Genomic DNA, 15,052 nt, shown 5'->3' with positions numbered 1-15,052 from the left:
CCACCAGATACGCGCGCAGGCGGTTCAGCGAGGCTTCAATATCGTGCAGTTCGCGGTTGGTCTTGCCCAACGCAATCGGCTGGCTGAAATCACCTTCGGCCCAGGTCGACAGGGCTGGCGCCAGGTTGGTCAGCACCCGCGCCAGGCGCCGTTGCAGGGTGTCGATCAGCAGGGCAATCAGCAGGATCAGGCCGATCATCACGCCTTGCAGCAGGCGAACTTCACCCTGGATTCTGGCGTGTTGGGCACGCACTACCGGCTCCAGGCCGGAGATGGCCTGCTGCACGGCGGCGATTTTCAAATGGGTAGCGGCGGCCAGTGCGGTGCGCTGCTGGATTTGCCCGCGGGTACGCTGGAGTTCGGCGGGGTAGCGGGTCAACAGGCTGTTGAGCTCGCGCTTGAGGTCGACGCCAGTGTCCTGGGTTTCGGTTTTCGTGGTGTTTTCCAGGCCCATCATGGCGGAAAAATCATCGGCGCCGGATTCGCTGCTGGCCTTGACGCCCAGCAATGGCAACGCCGCCAACAGGTCGGCCTGGGTACGGATACTGGCGACTTCGCGTTCCACGTCATCGGCCAACTCCGCGCGCCCGCTGCTGACCAGCTTGTCGCGGGCCAGGGACAGTTTGCCCAGGTGCTGGGACGCAGCCAGCAAGGGCGGCAGGTAGCGAGCGGCGTCCGGTGCGTTGACGCCCGTGGCGTATTGGCTCAGTTGCTCCAGGTTCGCGCCCAGCTCACGTTCGGCTTGCAGCAACAGGGCTTGCGGGTCGCCCGCCAGTTTGCCGGCGGCGAGCAGCTCGGTTTTGCTGAAGGTATCCAGATCCACCAGGCTGGGGCGCAGGTTCTGCGCAAGTTCTTGCGGCAACTCGTCCAGATGCTGCAACAGGCTTTCCAGGCTTTGACTGGCGCTGCTCAAACGCAGGGCATCGCCGCTGCCCAGATAGTCGTCAATGTTGCGCGCGGCCTGGTTCTGAAAGGTCTGCGACAGGCCCAGGTAGCGTTCCATCAGCAGATACGGCCGTTCCAGTGCGCGTTGCGACCACCAAAGCGTGGCCCCAAGGGCCAGGCACACGGCCACCAGCAGAAGGGTATTGAGATTGGTCAGCAGCTTCAGGCGCATGCGTGGTTTCAACCGACAGCAAAAGATAAGTGCCTGAAGTTATTGCGTTTCCATTACAAAGTTATGACGGATTCGGTGGATTCCGGTGAAAAGATGGCACTTTGCTTTGATGCGCGAGCGGCTTGCACGCGGTTGCGTCCTGCGTTCTTGGCGCGGTATAGCGCCTCATCGGCCTGGGCGGCCATCATCAGGCTGTCGGAATCGTCGCACAGCTCCACCAGCCCGGCGCTGAAGGTGCACCACAAATCCTGCGGCTGGGCCGGGTAGTGAATTTCGGCAAAGCGCCCACGGATTTCGTCCAGCACCTTGCAGGCCGATTCCAGGTCGGTGTCGGGCATCACGATGGCGAACTCTTCGCCGCCGTAGCGGCCGATGTAGTCGGTCTTGCGCAGGCGCTGCTTGAGAAACAGCGCCAGGCTCTTGATCACGCGGTCGCCCATGGGGTGGCCGTGGCTGTCATTCACGCGTTTGAAGTGGTCGATGTCGAGCATCGCAAAGCTCAGCGGCTTGTTCTCGCGGCGGGCGCGGAAGCTGCAGTCTTCGAGCAATTGCAGGATGTGAGTGTGGTTGTACAACCCGGTCAGGCTGTCGCGCACCATCCGCGCCTTGAGGTTGCGCGCTCGCGCCGCACGATTGCGCACGGTGGTGATCAGGTGGCGCGGTTTGATCGGCTTGGTGAGGAAGTCGTCGCCGCCTTCGCTCATGGCGTCCAGCTGTTTATCCAGGTCGTCTTCGGCCGACAGGTAGATGATCGGCACACTGACGTACCTGTCGTTGTGGCGGATCACCTTGGCCAGTTCGGTACCGGTGCAGGCGGGCATATACATGTCGAGAATGATCAGGTCCGGCTGGAAATCCGCCAGTTCGGCCATGGCCTGGATCGGTTCGATCAGGGTGCGCGTGACGATGCCCGCGCTGTTGAGCAGGCGCTCGGTGTGCAGCGCCTGGGCCCGCGAATCATCGATGATCAGCACTTTATAGGGTTCGTACTGCGCGACGCAGGTCAGCACTTCGATCTTTTCCAAGAGGCTCGACGCTTCCAGGGTGCCGGTGAGGAACTCCTGGCCACCGGCGCGCACGGCGGCCAGGCGCGTTGGCGTGTCGGTTTCGTGCAGGCTGAAAAACAGCAGCGGCAGCTTTTGCTCGAGGCCTTCCTGGGCTTCGGCGGCCAGCTTGAGGCCCAGGCCCGCACCGCAGAAGTCCACATCCATCACAATCGCTGACGGCAGGCGCTCGGCCAGGGAGGCGCGAAACGCCGCCACACTGTCCAGGGACTGGGCGCTCATGCCAAAGAATTCCAGCTGCTTGGCCAGGCGTTCGGCGCGGTCGTGATCGGCAAGCATCACATAGATGGGCTTGCGCATCGGCGGCAGGAAGGTTTGTTCCAACTGGTCGCCCTGGCGCAGGCCGGTGCGGGACAGGCGTTGCATCAGGCGGTTGAGTTCGGTGATGACCTGACTGCTCAAGCGGCCACGATTTTCGTCCACCGCCTTGAGCGATTCGCCAATGTGTCGCGCCAGATGGCCGTGTTCCGGCTGTTCGAAACGCTCGGCAAAGCGCAGCAGGCGCAGGTTGGCTTCGCTGAGTTCGGACAAATCGGTGTTCGACCATTCGCTGCGTTGCAGGCGTTGCCAGATCTCAAGAATTTGACGTGCCTGGTGAATTACCCGCTGGGCAAAATGGTGCTTGAGACGCTCACGGCTGGGGTCTTCTGGCTCGGTCATATCCTGACTACTAGTGAGGGTGCATGCTGAGGGCGACTGATGGCTCTATGCTAGCACCTCTTTTCTGTTGCATGAGTGTCATACGTCAATTAAGTACAAGTCTCGGGCATTCATTTATCGACTCAATGGTCGCGCTGCGTAAAAAGCGTGCATCCTTTATAGTCGAACGCCTCCCACCTGCCACTTTCGGTTAAAAGCCCCGCGCCGGTGGGCACGATGGGGTAGGGTTGTGGTCGGAGTGTTTGACCGCACCCGGACAATTGACGTGCATGAACTCAAGTGATTGAAAGGATATCGCCATGCTGGACTGGAAAAACCGTGCAGGCAGTGCCAAAGGCCCCGCCCCTGAGCCAAAGTCGACCCAACGCGGCTACTTTCGCAACCTGCTGATGAGCAAAGCGCTGCTCAGCGTGCTGGCCTTGTACCTGTTGGTCACCGGCGGCCTGGGTTGGTACTGGAGCGAAGAGCCGGCGCTGTTCCCGGTCCAGCAAAACGCCCAGCTTGCCGCCGAGAAGGAAGGCAAGCAGATGGTGATTGGCTACACCACCGTCGAAACCCTCAAGACCGTGGTCGGCACCTTGCTGAACAAGCCCGGTGGCTACATTTCCAACGACCGTTTCCCGCCAGGCCTGTGGATGGACAACATGCCGAGCTGGGAATACGGCGTGCTGGTGCAGGTGCGCGACCTGACCCGCGCGCTGCGTAAAGACTTTGCCCGTTCGCAGTCGCAGTCGGCTGAAGACGCGGATTTGGCCAAGGCTGAACCGCGCTTTAACTTCGACAACAAGAGCTGGGTGCTGCCGTCCAGCGAGTCGGAATACCAGGAAGGCATCAACTCCCTGAGCCGCTACGAAGCGCGCCTGTCCGACCCGAACCAGAGGGGCGCGCTGTTCTATGCCCGCGCCGACAACCTGAACAACTGGCTGGGCGATGTCGCCACGCGCCTGGGTTCGTTGTCGCAACGCCTGTCGGCCAGCGTAGGCCGGGTAAAATTGAACACCGCACTGAAAACTGAAGCCCTGGCGCCGGGTGAAGTGCCGCAGGTCGATGAAGAAGTGGTGGAAACCCCATGGATGCAGATCGACAACGTGTTCTACGAAGCCCGTGGCCAGGCGTGGGCCTTGTCGCACTTGCTGCGCGCGATTGAAGTCGACTTCGCCGACGTGCTGGCCAAGAAAAACGCCACCGTCAGCGTGCGTCAGATCATTCGCGAGCTGGAAGCCTCGCAGGAACCGGTTTGGAGTCCTATGATTCTTAATGGCAGTGGCTTTGGCGTCCTCGCCAACCACTCGTTGGTCATGGCCAACTATATTTCCCGGGCAAACGCTGCAGTTATAGATTTGCGTCAGCTCCTCAACCAGGGGTGATGATGGACGCTACTCAAAAGGAGGCCGCGCATCGCGCGGCCTCCGACGCTGAGCTGATCTGCTGGGTCGACGAGCAGGACAACCTGCTCGGTCACTTCGTCAGGTCCGACCTGCGCCAGCGCGGCCTGATCGGCCGGTGCACCTTTATCTTTCTGTTCAACACCGCCGGTGAGCTGTGTGTGCACCGACGCACCCTGAGCAAAGCCCTGTATCCCGGTTTTTGGGACACGGCGGCGGGTGGCATGGTGGCGGCGGGCGAGAGCTACGTGGTTTCGGCTGCCCGTGAGCTGGAAGAAGAACTCGGGGTTGGCGGTGTGGAATTGGTCGAGCATGACCATTTTTACTTTGAGGACGGCGATAGCCGGTTGTGGTGCACATCTTACTCGGCAGTGTGGGACGGCCCGTTGCGCCTGCAGCCCGAAGAGGTCATGGAAGCGCGGTTTCTGCCCCTTGAAACGGTCCTGCAGGAAGCTGAACTGAAGCCTTACTGCCCGGATGCTCAAGAGGGCCTGCGGCGCTATCTGGCCTCACGTCGCTAAAGTTGCATAAATTGGCGCTATTTGGCCCTTAGCAATCGGGCTTTTTGCCGTTACACTGCGCGCCTTTTCACCCGAACCGCCTTGGCGTTTCGGTAGCGCTGCCCCTGCCTGAGTGGGGCTTCGCGGTCGGTAAGTTGCCTTAGCGAATACCGATCAGTCTTTGTCCTCCCAAGAGGATTGCCGGTGGCCAAAAAAGCCGCATCCTTCGCCGCCCTTGGTGGCCTGGTATTTTCCACCGATGCAGGTCGACACTGCCCGGACTGTCGTCAGCCCGTGGATTCGTGTACCTGCAAACAGACCCTGATCCCTGAAGGCGACGGTATTGCCCGCGTACGACGCGAGAGCAAGGGCCGTGGCGGCAAGACGGTGACCACCATCACCGGCGTGCCCCTGGCCGAAGAAGCCCTGAAGGAACTCGCTACCACGCTGAAAAAGCGCTGTGGCACCGGTGGCGCGTTGAAAGACGGCGTCATCGAGATCCAGGGCGATCACGTCGAGTTGCTGTTGGCCGAGCTGATCAAGCTGGGTTACAAGGCGAAGAAATCCGGCGGCTAGCCGCCTCTGTGAAACCCACCCCGATGACCGCTTTGCTGAACGCGAACGGTCGTCTCCATGGTTTTCACAGAGCCTGTTCCTGACCGGTGTCTAAACTCTGCCCTGCGAGTGGGGTCTACCTTCCTTACAGGCAAATCGTCATTTTCATTCTTTAGACTTCGCCAGCCTTGCAAGAAGGGTGTGGTGATCTTCGACTTTATATAGGGGACTTCGATGTCCGTACGACGCACACGCAAAGACGATGGCAGCCAATGGACAGTTGCGGACAGCCGCAGTGTTTATGGGATTCGCCATTGGGGGGCCGGGTATTTCGCGATCAATGATGCCGGTCGCGTTGAAGTCCGTCCGAACGGCCCGAACAGCACACCGGTTGATCTGTACGAGCAAGTCGACGAGCTGCGCAAAAGCGGCCTGTCCTTGCCGCTGCTGGTGCGTTTCCCCGACATCCTGCAAGACCGTGTACGCCAACTGACCGGCGCGTTCGATTCCAACATCGAGCGCCTGGAATACCAGAGCAAGTACACCGCGCTGTACCCGATCAAGGTGAACCAGCAGGAAGCGGTGATCGAGAACATCATCGCCACCCAGAACGTGTCGATCGGCCTGGAAGCCGGCTCCAAGCCTGAGCTGTTGGCCGTGCTGGCCCTGGCGCCGAAGGGCGGCACCATCGTCTGCAACGGTTACAAGGACCGTGAGTTCATCCGCCTCGCGCTGATGGGCCAGAAGCTCGGCCACAATGTATTTATCGTGATCGAGAAAGAATCCGAAGTCGGCCTGGTGATCGAAGAGGCTGCGAGCCTCAAGGTCAAGCCGCAGGTTGGCCTGCGTGTGCGTTTGTCGTCGCTGGCGTCGAGCAAATGGGCGGACACCGGTGGCGAGAAGTCCAAGTTCGGTTTGTCGGCGGCGCAATTGCTGTCGGTGGTCGAGCGCTTCCGCGCTGCCGGCCTGGACCAGGGCATCCGCCTGCTGCACTTTCATATGGGTTCGCAGATCGCCAACCTGGCCGACTACCAGCACGGTTTCAAGGAAGCCATTCGTTACTACGGCGAACTGCGCAACCTCGGCCTGCCGGTCGACCACATCGACGTGGGCGGTGGCCTGGGCGTGGACTACGACGGCACGCACTCGCGTAACGCCAGTTCGATCAACTACGACATGGACGATTACGCCGGTGTGGTCGTGGGCATGCTCAAGGAATTCTGCGACGCGCAGAGCCTGCCGCACCCGCACATCTTCTCCGAAAGCGGCCGTTCCCTGACCGCCCACCACGCCATGCTGGTGGTGCAAGTCACCGACGTTGAAAAACACAACGACGAAATCCCGCAGATCGAGAACAAGGAAAGCCTGCCGGAAACCGTGCAGTGGCTGGTCGACCTGCTGGGCCCGACCGACATCGAAATGGTCACCGAGACATACTGGCGCGCCACTCACTACATGAGCGATGTGGCCACCCAGTACGCCGACGGCAAGCTGACCCTGGCGGAAAAAGCCCTGGCCGAACAGTGCTACTTCGCTGTGTGCCGCCGCCTGCACAACTCGCTCAAAGCCCGCCAGCGCTCGCATCGCCAAGTGCTGGATGAGCTCAACGACAAGCTGGCCGACAAGTACATCTGCAACTTCTCGGTGTTCCAGAGCCTGCCGGACACCTGGGCGATCGGCCAGGTGCTGCCGATTCTGCCGCTGCACCGTCTCGACGAAGAGCCGCTGCGCCGCGCCGTGCTGCAAGACCTGACCTGCGACTCCGACGGCAAGATCAAGCAATACGTCGACGAGCAGAGCATCGAGACCAGCCTGCCGGTGCACGGTTTGAACGAAGGCGAAGATTATTTGCTGGGCATCTTCCTGGTCGGCGCGTATCAAGAAATTCTCGGTGACATGCACAACCTGTTCGGTGACACCGACTCGGTGAACATCTACCAGCGTGAAGACGGTTCGGTGTACAGCGCCGGGATCGAGACCCACGACACCATCGAAGACATGCTGCGCTATGTGCACTTGTCGCCGGAGGAGTTGATGACGCACTACCGTGACAAGTGCGCCAGCGCGAAGATCAGTGCCAGCGAGCGTACGCAGTTCCTGGATGCGTTGCGTCTTGGCCTGACGCGTTCGTCCTACCTGTCCTCGTAAGTACACTGCTCCCAGGCTGACAAAGATCTCAAAGTGACAGAGATCCAGTGTGGGAGCGGGCTTGCTCGCGATAGCGGTGTATCAGTCAGCACATTCAGGGCTGATACACCGCTATCGCAGGCAAGCCAGCTCCCACATTTGGATTTTCGTTTGGTCGTACCTTCTGTGTGAGGTCTGAACGATGTCGAGCAAATGGCTGCAAGCGTTAACCCTGGCAGTCGCCGCTTTTCTGTCTGCCTGCTCCCCGATCAAAGTGCTCAACGCACTCACCCCCTCCAGCACGTTCACCAAAACCTCATCCATTGCCTACGGCCCTGACCCGCGTCAGCAGCTCGATATCTATCGCCCCGTCACCGCCTTGCCCAACGCCCCGGTGGTGGTGTTTTTCTACGGCGGCAGCTGGAACAGCGGCTCCAAGGATGATTACGGTTTTGTCGGCGAAGCCCTGGCTTCACGCGGCATTGTGGTAGTGATCGCGGACTACCGGCTCTACCCGCAAGTGCGTTACCCCGCTTTTCTCCAGGACGGCGCCCAAGCGGTGGCCTGGACTCACCAACACATCGCCGAGTACGGCGCCGACCCCAAGCAGCTCTACCTGATGGGCCATAGCTCCGGCGCCTATAACGCCTCGATGCTGGCACTGGATGCGCGTTGGCTGAATGAGGTCAAGCTGTCACCCTCGATGCTCAAGGGCTGGATCGGCCTGGCCGGGCCCTATGACTTCCTGCCGATTGAAAACCGCGATGTGCGCCCGGTGTTTTTCTTTCCGGACTCACCGCCCGACTCCCAGCCCATCAACCACGTCAGCCATGGCGCACCGCCGAGCCTGTTGATTGCCTCGGTGAGCGACACGCTGGTCAACCCCAAGCGCAACACGGGCGGGCTGGCGAAGAAACTGCTCGAAGCGGGTGTGCCGGTCGAGGCGTTCTACTTCACCAGAACCAGCCACGCGACATTGGTGGCGTCCATTGCCAAGCCATTGCGCTGGCTGGCGCCAGTGCTGGATCAGGTCACGGCGTTTATCCGCTCCACTGCAGGCCAGTGAGGCTGGCTTTACCGGACTATCAGGGTGCACTTGGCCGAGCTTTCGGGGCTGTTTTTCTCCAGCGCGACTGACTGCAGCGTGTTTTGCGCTGAAGGGCTGACTGTCCAGCCATCGTCATTCTCCATCAGTGTTCGACCCTGTGGGGGGACCGTCGTTGTTATGCCTAGTCGTGTCACGACGATGTGAAAGTTCGTTTGATTCACAATCTCCACGCCTGCCGGGATGACGGGCTGCGTGGGGAGTGCTGACGGATCGTTATCCAGTTTGAGCGTCCATTCGCCCGTGTCCGCAGTGACTGGCGGAACCTGAACAGGCGGTTCGGCGATGGTTTCGGTTGGGGGGTTGGCCTTTTTCTTCCTGGGCTTACGAAGGACCGCGACAGCTATCAATACGACCACTATCAACGCGCCGATAATCCAATAGGTGTTGTTGCTCATGGGGGTTCTTCCTTGAGTTGAAAGGTGGTCGCGTCCTGAAGCTGAAGGCTCTTCAGGGGCGATCTCCATTCAACGCCGGAAAATCAGGGTTGTAACCTGTGAGAACTGACAGTTTTCATCAAACTGCGCGGGGCGCCTCATCCCCCAGGTAGCGATCACGCAACGGAACGCCCATTTCCTGGCGTAGCGCATTTTCGGTGAAGGGCAACGGGTTGAGGGTGGTTGGCCGGGTGAGCGGATTGTTGTCGTAATCGAACAGTTCCCCATCCTCAATGGCGAGGCCGAGCGCTTGGTACTCGACGTTATTGACGAAAACCGGCTGACCGTAGCGCTCAATGGGGTTTCCATCGGGGCCAAAAGCCTGTTGGTTTCCGGGTTGGTAGGTGCCGGTGGCGCCATTGAAGGCATGGGCCAACTCATGCTGGAGTGCAAGCAGCGGCGTGGTCGACAGCTGTTGGCCGAAGTGAAACGTTTGAAGCTCTATTTCGGCGTGAGTGGCGACTGAGCCGGCGACCTCATTTTTGATGTAGCCCAATTCGGGTTTATCTTGAAACCCTGAAGATTGCCCACTGGAAGGCCGGTCGCTATAGGCGTTGCGGAAGTAGTAGTAACTGCCGCTCATGTCGGCAGATTCGCGCAGGGTGACGGGAGACCTTATGGCGTCTACGAAATCGTCCATCTGCTCAAGCACCCGCTGGCCGACAGGCGAACCCCGAAGCTGGTCGAGAACGTCTTGCACAGCGTCGATGAACTCGGGTGTGCCTGCTATCTCCAGCCCTTTTCTACCGACGTCCCTGACCTCCATATGGGTGACTTTTGAAAGTCCAGTGTGATGAATCTCGTCGGACGCTTTGGCGTAAATTCGATCTTTTTTGCTCATGGACTGAATCACGTCATGGCCCGCTCCGGCGTAAAACGTGGTGTTAGCCGCGCCCTTCAGCCTATCGTCACCGCGGCCTCCATTTAGAACGTTGATGCCTCCCCCTGCGTGCAACTGGTCATTGCCCTGGTCGCCGTTCAAATAAACCAGCCGGCGGTTGGCGCTATTGCCTGCGCGCAGCACATCATTGCCTTTGCCGCCGCTCAGCACGGCATTGCCTGCGCCTGCGTGCATCCGATCATTGCCGTCGCCACCCAGGGCGATGCCGCCGCCGCTGCCTAAACGAATGGAATCGTTGCCACTGCCGCCATCGACCCGTGCATAGCCGGCGCCGGTTTTGACCCGGTCTTTGCCGTCGCCCGTCATGATCCGAACAGCCGTCTTGACGCCAGGACCAATGACCACCGTGTCATTTCCGCCCTGAGTTTCAATATTAATCATGTGCAGGTCTGTGTTTTCGGGCATTGGGAAGGGGTAGGTTTTCCCATTGATGGTTGCCTTCAATGTCCTGCTGTCATGGACTGTTATCTTTACGCGGTCTGCCTGATCGCCGGTGACGATGTGGGTCATGCTGGCTGAGTGGTAGTTGCCGGCGCTGTCTTGCCAGGTTTCCACTTCACGCTTGATCAGTACATTGGCGTCGTTGAACAAGGTGTGTGTCTGTTGGCCAAGGTCAGGCGTGGGTGCCGGCGGGCTGGGGGCTTCAGGCTGGGGTGCCAATGTCGGAGCGTCGGATGCGCCGAGGGGAATGCGGGAAGGTTGTGTGTTCACGGAAGCTCCTGTTTCCATCTGGCACGCGAGGATGCGCCAGGCGGCCTTGGGTGGTTGCAGCCCTTGGAAAGGCTCCGTGAGGAGTTGTGAGTTTTTCTTACGCCGTAACCCGGCCGCTCTTCACGGTCGGGCGCCGAGCCAGCGGTCCTGTTTGTTCAGGCGCCAGGCAATGGCCCACAGTGTCAGGCTGCGCAGGGCCATGAACAGCAGGAAGGTTATCCATAGCCCGTGGTTGCCGTAGCCCTGTAACAACCACGCGAACGGCAGCAATATCACCACCGTCAACAGCATGCCATTGCGCATCTCCCGGGCACGAGTGGCGCCGATGAACAGGCCGTCCAGCAGGTAGCTCCACACCGCAATCAACGGCAGCACCGCCAGGTAGGGCAGGTAAGTATCGGCGGTTTCACGCACGCTCGGGATGTCGGTTTGCATGGCGATAAACAGGTGCCCGGCGAAGGTGAACAGCAGCGCGAACCCCACACTGGCAATCAATGACCAGCCACAGGCAACCACCAGCGAGCGGCGCAACGCCTGGCGGTCATGCGCACCGATGGCGTGCCCGCACAGCGCTTCCACTGCGTGGGCCAAACCGTCGAGGGCGTGGGCGGTCAACAGCAGGCCGTTGAGCAACAGCGCATTGGCCGCCACGGTGGCATCGCCCAGTCGGGCACCTTGCACCGTTATCATGAAAAACACCGATTGCAGCGCCAGGCTGCGGATAAAGATATCGCGGTTCACCGCCAGCAGTGGGCGCCAGCTTTGCCACTGCTTTAATGCCGCCCAGGCGATATGCCCGGGATACGCACGCAGGGCTTTTTGCGTGAGGGCCAGGCCAAGCAGGGCGCCGGTCCATTCGGCGATAATGGAGGCGCGTGCGGAGCCGACCACACCCCAATCCAGGCCGAGTACAAACCACAGGTTCAAGGCGATGTTGACCAGGTTGGTGGTCAGCAGGATAGCCAGTGGTGCGCGGGCATTTTGCGTGCCGAGGAACCAGCCCACCAAGGCGTAGCTGGCCAGCGCGGCGGGCAGGCCGAACAAACGCGTGTGGAAAAAATCGCGAGTCAGCTGGTTCAGCTCGGGCGAGGGCTGCATCCACTCCAGGGCCAGATGGCTCAGCGGAATGCCCACCGTGCCCAGCAGCATCGCCAGCCCCAGCGCCAGCAGCAAACCTTGCAGCAGGATTTGCCTGAGCGCCGCGCCATCCCCGCGCCCGGCGGCTTGTGCGGCAAACCCGGTAGAACCCATGCGCAGAAAGCCCATGGCCCAGGCCAGGAAGGTATACAGGCTGGCGCCCACGGCCACAGCGCCGAGTTGATGGGCGTGGGGCAGGTGGCCGATGACCATGCTGTCCACCAGGGCCACCAGCGGCACCGAGATGTTCGACAAAATCATCGGCGCTGCCAATGCCCAGACGCGGCGATGGGTGGGGCGGTCGCGCCAATCAGTCAGCAGGGTGAGTGTTTTCAAGTATTAATGCACAACCCAACTGAGCAACCACAGCCCCAGCATCAACCAGATAATCCCCATAATGATCGACGCCCGCATAAACGCACGCACCGCCGAGTACAGCAACATCAACCCGATGATCAGGGCGGCGATGCTGATGATCGAGGTGTCCATGCCCAATGTGCGCGACAGGCCTTCAATAAAGTTGCCGCCTGCATGGGTCAAGGCGCCGAACAACCCGCTGAGCCCGTCGACGATAAAGCGGATGACGGAACCCAGTGCCTGGCCCAACCATTCGAAAAAGCTTTCTACCTGCATGTGTGTGTCCTGATGAAGAGAGGGGCGTCGCTGAGCCTTTGGTCGTTATTACACCAAGCGAGTTCCCTTTTAGCATAGAGGTTGATGCGTTACAGGGATTCACTTGCCTTCGCCCGGCATCCGCCCGAAGCTATACACCTTCAGGAGCCCCCGCATGAACCTCGAACACCTCACCGAACGCTTGCACCGTATTCGCGATACCAACGACTGGAAGCGCTTCCACAGCCCAAAAAACCTGGCCATGGCCGCCAGTGTGGAAATGTCCGAGCTGGTGGAAATCTTCCAGTGGCTGACCGAAGACCAGTCGCGCCAACTGCCGGCCGACACACTCGCCCACGCCGGGCAGGAAGTCGGCGATATCGTGCTGTACCTGCTGTTGCTGTGCAGTGAGCTGGGCCTGGACATGAACGAAGTGGTACGCGCCAAACTGGCCGACAGTGAACGGCGGTTTGCCCATGAGTGACCGTCACTTTGACCAGTTGGCCACGCGCTTTGCCGAGAAGATCTACGGTGGCGCCAAAGGCGCGATTCGCCTGGCGGTGTTGCAGTCCGACCTGACTGAAGCCTTGCCCGAGCGCCCGCTGCGCGTGCTGGATATCGGCGCCGGCCTGGGGCATATGTCGCTGTGGCTGGCCGAGCGGGGTCATCACGTGACCCTGGCCGAACCCGCCGAACCGATGCTTGAAGGCGCCCGTCAACGCTTTGCCGAGGCGGGGCAGACCGCGACCTTTATCCACGCGCCCTGGCAGGAATTGCTCGGCCAGCTCACTGAACCCTACGACCTGGTGTTGTGCCACGCCGTGCTCGAATGGCTGGCCGAACCTCACGCGATTCTGCCGGTGCTGCACCAGCTCACGGTGCCCGGCGGCTGGCTGTCGCTGGCGTTCTACAACCGTGATGCGCTGATTTACCGCAACCTGCTCAAAGGCCATTTCCGCAAAATGCGCAAGAACGACATGGCCGGCGAGAAGCAAAGCCTTACCCCGCAACAACCGCTCGACCCACGGGAACTGGCGGCGCAACTCGAAGGGCTTTGGCAGGTCGAAAGCCACAGTGGCGTGCGGGTGTTCCACGACTACATGCCGGTGGAATTCCAGGCCCGCGCCGATCTGCAGGATTTGTTGGAGATGGAACTCGCTCACCGTCGTCACCCAAGCTTCGCCGGGCTTGGGCGTTATTTGCACTGGGTCTGCCGTCCGGTTTAAGCGGCCCAGTCTGCGGAGGTCGAAATGCGTCGTCTCTGTTTACTCCTGTTATCGCTGGGCTTGAGCGCTTGCTCCACGCCCAACCCCTACGTGGCCGCCTCGGCCCCAATGCCGCCGGCTCCGGCCCAGGCGGCGAATACCTTTGATGCCAGCGCCTACCCGGCGCCGGTGCGCGACTATGGTGCCTACCGCAGTTGGGGCTGGCTCAACGGCCAACTGCCCGCGGGCACGGCCTGGGCCGATTCGGCGCAAATCGCCGAAGCGGTCAGCGGGGCCCTCGACCAGCGCGGCTTGCGCCCCTTGCATGACAACCGCGCTCCCGACCTGCTGGTGACCGCCGATGTGCGCCTGGAAAAACGCCTGCGCCAGGTGCAGGGCGACTATGGCTACGGCTACGGCGGCTATAACCGCTATGGCAATGGCTACGGCATGTACAACTCGGTGCCGGTGGTACGCACCTATGAGGTGACGGTGGCAGTGGCGCGCGTGAGCCTGTTCGATGCCCGCACGCGTCAGCCGGTATGGAGCACCAGCGCCGAAACCACCAGCCAGGGCAGCCTGAGCGAACGCGCTGATGCATTGCGCGAAGCGATGCAGAAGGCGATGAGCGCTTATCCACCCAGTTAGCCGCTATTCTCATCTCAGGCTTATTCCGTCTTTTGGAGAACCCCCATGTTTCGTCGCCTTGCTGCTCTTGCTGTGGTGGTTTTGTTGAGTGGCTGCCAGACCAGCCAGGTCAACCACGACTTTGATGCCAGCCGCGATTTTGGCGCCTACCGCAACTGGGCCTGGAAAGACCCGGCGCTGCAATACCGCCCGGATGATCCACGGATCAAGAGCGACCTCACCGAGCAACGCATCCGCCAGGCCGTGGGTGAGCAACTCGACCAGCGCGGCCTGCGCCCCGCCGCCGCAGGCACCAGGGCCGACCTGAATGTGCAGGCCTACCTGATCGTCGAAGACCGCCAGCAACAAGTCACCACCAACTACGGCGGCGCCTGGGGCGGCCCGTGGAATGGCTACTGGGGCGGGCCGATGTACAACGAAACGCGCAACATCACCTACAAAGTGGCGACCATCCAGATCGACCTGCTCGACGGCAAGGACGGCAAACTGGTGTGGCGTGGCAGCGACGAGCAGATGATGGCCAGCACGCCGAACCCGCAGGATCGCAGTGATGCGATTCGCAGCACGGTGACCAGGATCCTCTCCAACTACCCACCGCACTAAAGACCAGCGCAAAACCCTGTGGGAGCGGGCTTGCCCGCGATTGCGGTGGGTCAGTGGTGAATAGGGTGGCTGACACGCCCTCATCGCGGCACAGGTATCTACACAACGTTTGAAGGCAGCCAATTTCTCCTGTGGCGAGCAGGCTTGTCCTGCGTTGGGCTGCGAAGCAGCCCCAAACCCGGACGCTGAGTTCTTTCAGGAAAACTGCAGTGCCTTTACCGGGGCCGCTTCGCGACCCAACGCAGGGCAAGCCTGCTCGCCACAACAGCCCACTTGCCACTAACC

At 60.8% G+C, this 15,052-nt stretch carries 14 protein-coding genes; 9 read left to right on the top strand and 5 right to left on the bottom strand.

Annotation, left to right across the window (positions count from 1 at the left end; translation table 11 throughout):
- Nucleotides 1-1,170: 1,170 nt before the first annotated feature.
- On the bottom strand, nucleotides 1,171-2,841 hold the full coding sequence (locus ASE80_RS19820) for a response regulator (protein WP_056860454.1): 1,671 nt from the start codon (nucleotides 2,839-2,841) through the stop codon (nucleotides 1,171-1,173).
- 389 nt (nucleotides 2,842-3,230) lie between these two features.
- On the opposite strand from ASE80_RS19820, the gene ASE80_RS19815 reads away from it, so the two are divergent.
- The 5 genes from ASE80_RS19815 (at nucleotide 3,231) to ASE80_RS19795 (ending at nucleotide 8,474) form a co-directional block, all read left to right on the top strand.
- Nucleotides 3,231-4,208 (top strand): DUF2333 family protein, encoded by a 978-nt coding sequence (locus tag ASE80_RS19815; RefSeq protein ID WP_371850841.1) that lies wholly within the window; start codon nucleotides 3,231-3,233, stop codon nucleotides 4,206-4,208.
- Between the two features lie 2 nt (nucleotides 4,209-4,210).
- Nucleotides 4,211-4,747, top strand: a complete 537-nt coding sequence (locus tag ASE80_RS19810) for an NUDIX hydrolase (protein ID WP_056860453.1) — start codon at nucleotides 4,211-4,213, stop codon at nucleotides 4,745-4,747.
- 183 nt (nucleotides 4,748-4,930) lie between these two features.
- Entirely contained in the window at nucleotides 4,931-5,302 is a 372-nt protein-coding gene (locus ASE80_RS19805; protein ID WP_012722004.1) for a translation initiation factor Sui1, read from the top strand.
- Nucleotides 5,303-5,515: 213 nt separating this feature from the next.
- Nucleotides 5,516-7,429: an arginine decarboxylase gene (gene speA, locus ASE80_RS19800; RefSeq protein WP_056860452.1), complete on the top strand. Its 1,914-nt coding sequence runs from the start codon at nucleotides 5,516-5,518 to the stop codon at nucleotides 7,427-7,429.
- 181 nt (nucleotides 7,430-7,610) lie between these two features.
- Nucleotides 7,611-8,474 (top strand): alpha/beta hydrolase, encoded by an 864-nt coding sequence (locus ASE80_RS19795; RefSeq protein WP_056860451.1) that lies wholly within the window; start codon nucleotides 7,611-7,613, stop codon nucleotides 8,472-8,474.
- 8 nt (nucleotides 8,475-8,482) lie between these two features.
- Here the strand turns inward: ASE80_RS19795 and ASE80_RS19790 are convergent, their stop codons facing one another.
- The 4 genes from ASE80_RS19790 to ASE80_RS19775 all read right to left on the bottom strand — a co-directional run bounded on the left by ASE80_RS19790 (nucleotide 8,483) and on the right by ASE80_RS19775 (nucleotide 12,332).
- Nucleotides 8,483-8,911 (bottom strand): hypothetical protein, encoded by a 429-nt coding sequence (locus ASE80_RS19790; RefSeq protein ID WP_056860450.1) that lies wholly within the window; start codon nucleotides 8,909-8,911, stop codon nucleotides 8,483-8,485.
- Between the two features lie 118 nt (nucleotides 8,912-9,029).
- On the bottom strand, nucleotides 9,030-10,562 hold the full coding sequence (locus tag ASE80_RS19785; protein WP_056860449.1) for a M91 family zinc metallopeptidase: 1,533 nt from the start codon (nucleotides 10,560-10,562) through the stop codon (nucleotides 9,030-9,032).
- Between the two features lie 120 nt (nucleotides 10,563-10,682).
- Nucleotides 10,683-12,035: an MATE family efflux transporter gene (locus ASE80_RS19780; protein WP_056860448.1), complete on the bottom strand. Its 1,353-nt coding sequence runs from the start codon at nucleotides 12,033-12,035 to the stop codon at nucleotides 10,683-10,685.
- 3 nt (nucleotides 12,036-12,038) lie between these two features.
- Entirely contained in the window at nucleotides 12,039-12,332 is a 294-nt protein-coding gene (locus tag ASE80_RS19775; RefSeq protein ID WP_017136733.1) for a hypothetical protein, read from the bottom strand.
- A gap of 154 nt (nucleotides 12,333-12,486) precedes the next feature.
- Between ASE80_RS19775 and ASE80_RS19770 the strand changes: the two genes are divergently transcribed.
- The 4 genes from ASE80_RS19770 to ASE80_RS19755 are packed head-to-tail and all read left to right on the top strand — an operon-like array spanning nucleotide 12,487 to nucleotide 14,767.
- A complete protein-coding gene (locus ASE80_RS19770) occupies nucleotides 12,487-12,795 on the top strand; it encodes a MazG-like family protein (RefSeq protein WP_056860447.1) in 309 nt (102 codons plus the stop codon).
- Nucleotides 12,788-13,537, top strand: coding sequence for a methyltransferase (locus ASE80_RS19765; protein WP_056860446.1), 750 nt, complete (start codon nucleotides 12,788-12,790; stop codon nucleotides 13,535-13,537). The genes ASE80_RS19770 and ASE80_RS19765 overlap by 8 nt, the downstream gene beginning before the upstream one ends.
- A 24-nt stretch (nucleotides 13,538-13,561) precedes the next feature.
- Nucleotides 13,562-14,164, top strand: a complete 603-nt coding sequence (locus tag ASE80_RS19760; protein WP_056860445.1) for a DUF4136 domain-containing protein — start codon at nucleotides 13,562-13,564, stop codon at nucleotides 14,162-14,164.
- A 45-nt stretch (nucleotides 14,165-14,209) separates the two neighbouring features.
- Complete coding sequence (locus tag ASE80_RS19755) at nucleotides 14,210-14,767, top strand: DUF4136 domain-containing protein (protein ID WP_056860444.1); 558 nt, start codon at nucleotides 14,210-14,212, stop codon at nucleotides 14,765-14,767.
- Nucleotides 14,768-15,052: the final 285 nt, after the last annotated feature.

It is taken from the genome of Pseudomonas sp. Leaf15 (assembly GCF_001421425.1).
Classification (GTDB): domain Bacteria; phylum Pseudomonadota; class Gammaproteobacteria; order Pseudomonadales; family Pseudomonadaceae; genus Aquipseudomonas; species Aquipseudomonas salomonii.
The sequence above is the reverse complement of the archived record's forward strand: the minus strand, read 5'-3'. Positions and strand labels throughout refer to the sequence as shown.

What these genes read in the sequence shown, in the direction of transcription:
- ASE80_RS19775 (WP_017136733.1), bottom strand. Translation starts at nt 12,332, where the DNA reads ATGCAGGTAGAAAGCTTTTTCGAATGGTTGGGCCAGGCACTGGGTTCC.
- ASE80_RS19795 (WP_056860451.1), top strand. Translation starts at nt 7,611, where the DNA reads ATGTCGAGCAAATGGCTGCAAGCGTTAACCCTGGCAGTCGCCGCTTTT.
- ASE80_RS19790 (WP_056860450.1), bottom strand. Translation starts at nt 8,911, where the DNA reads ATGAGCAACAACACCTATTGGATTATCGGCGCGTTGATAGTGGTCGTA.
- ASE80_RS19810 (WP_056860453.1), top strand. Translation starts at nt 4,211, where the DNA reads ATGGACGCTACTCAAAAGGAGGCCGCGCATCGCGCGGCCTCCGACGCT.
- ASE80_RS19815 (WP_371850841.1), top strand. Translation starts at nt 3,231, where the DNA reads ATGAGCAAAGCGCTGCTCAGCGTGCTGGCCTTGTACCTGTTGGTCACC.
- ASE80_RS19755 (WP_056860444.1), top strand. Translation starts at nt 14,210, where the DNA reads ATGTTTCGTCGCCTTGCTGCTCTTGCTGTGGTGGTTTTGTTGAGTGGC.
- ASE80_RS19820 (WP_056860454.1), bottom strand. Translation starts at nt 2,841, where the DNA reads ATGACCGAGCCAGAAGACCCCAGCCGTGAGCGTCTCAAGCACCATTTT.
- ASE80_RS19760 (WP_056860445.1), top strand. Translation starts at nt 13,562, where the DNA reads ATGCGTCGTCTCTGTTTACTCCTGTTATCGCTGGGCTTGAGCGCTTGC.
- speA (WP_056860452.1), top strand. Translation starts at nt 5,516, where the DNA reads ATGTCCGTACGACGCACACGCAAAGACGATGGCAGCCAATGGACAGTT.
- ASE80_RS19765 (WP_056860446.1), top strand. Translation starts at nt 12,788, where the DNA reads ATGAGTGACCGTCACTTTGACCAGTTGGCCACGCGCTTTGCCGAGAAG.
- ASE80_RS19770 (WP_056860447.1), top strand. Translation starts at nt 12,487, where the DNA reads ATGAACCTCGAACACCTCACCGAACGCTTGCACCGTATTCGCGATACC.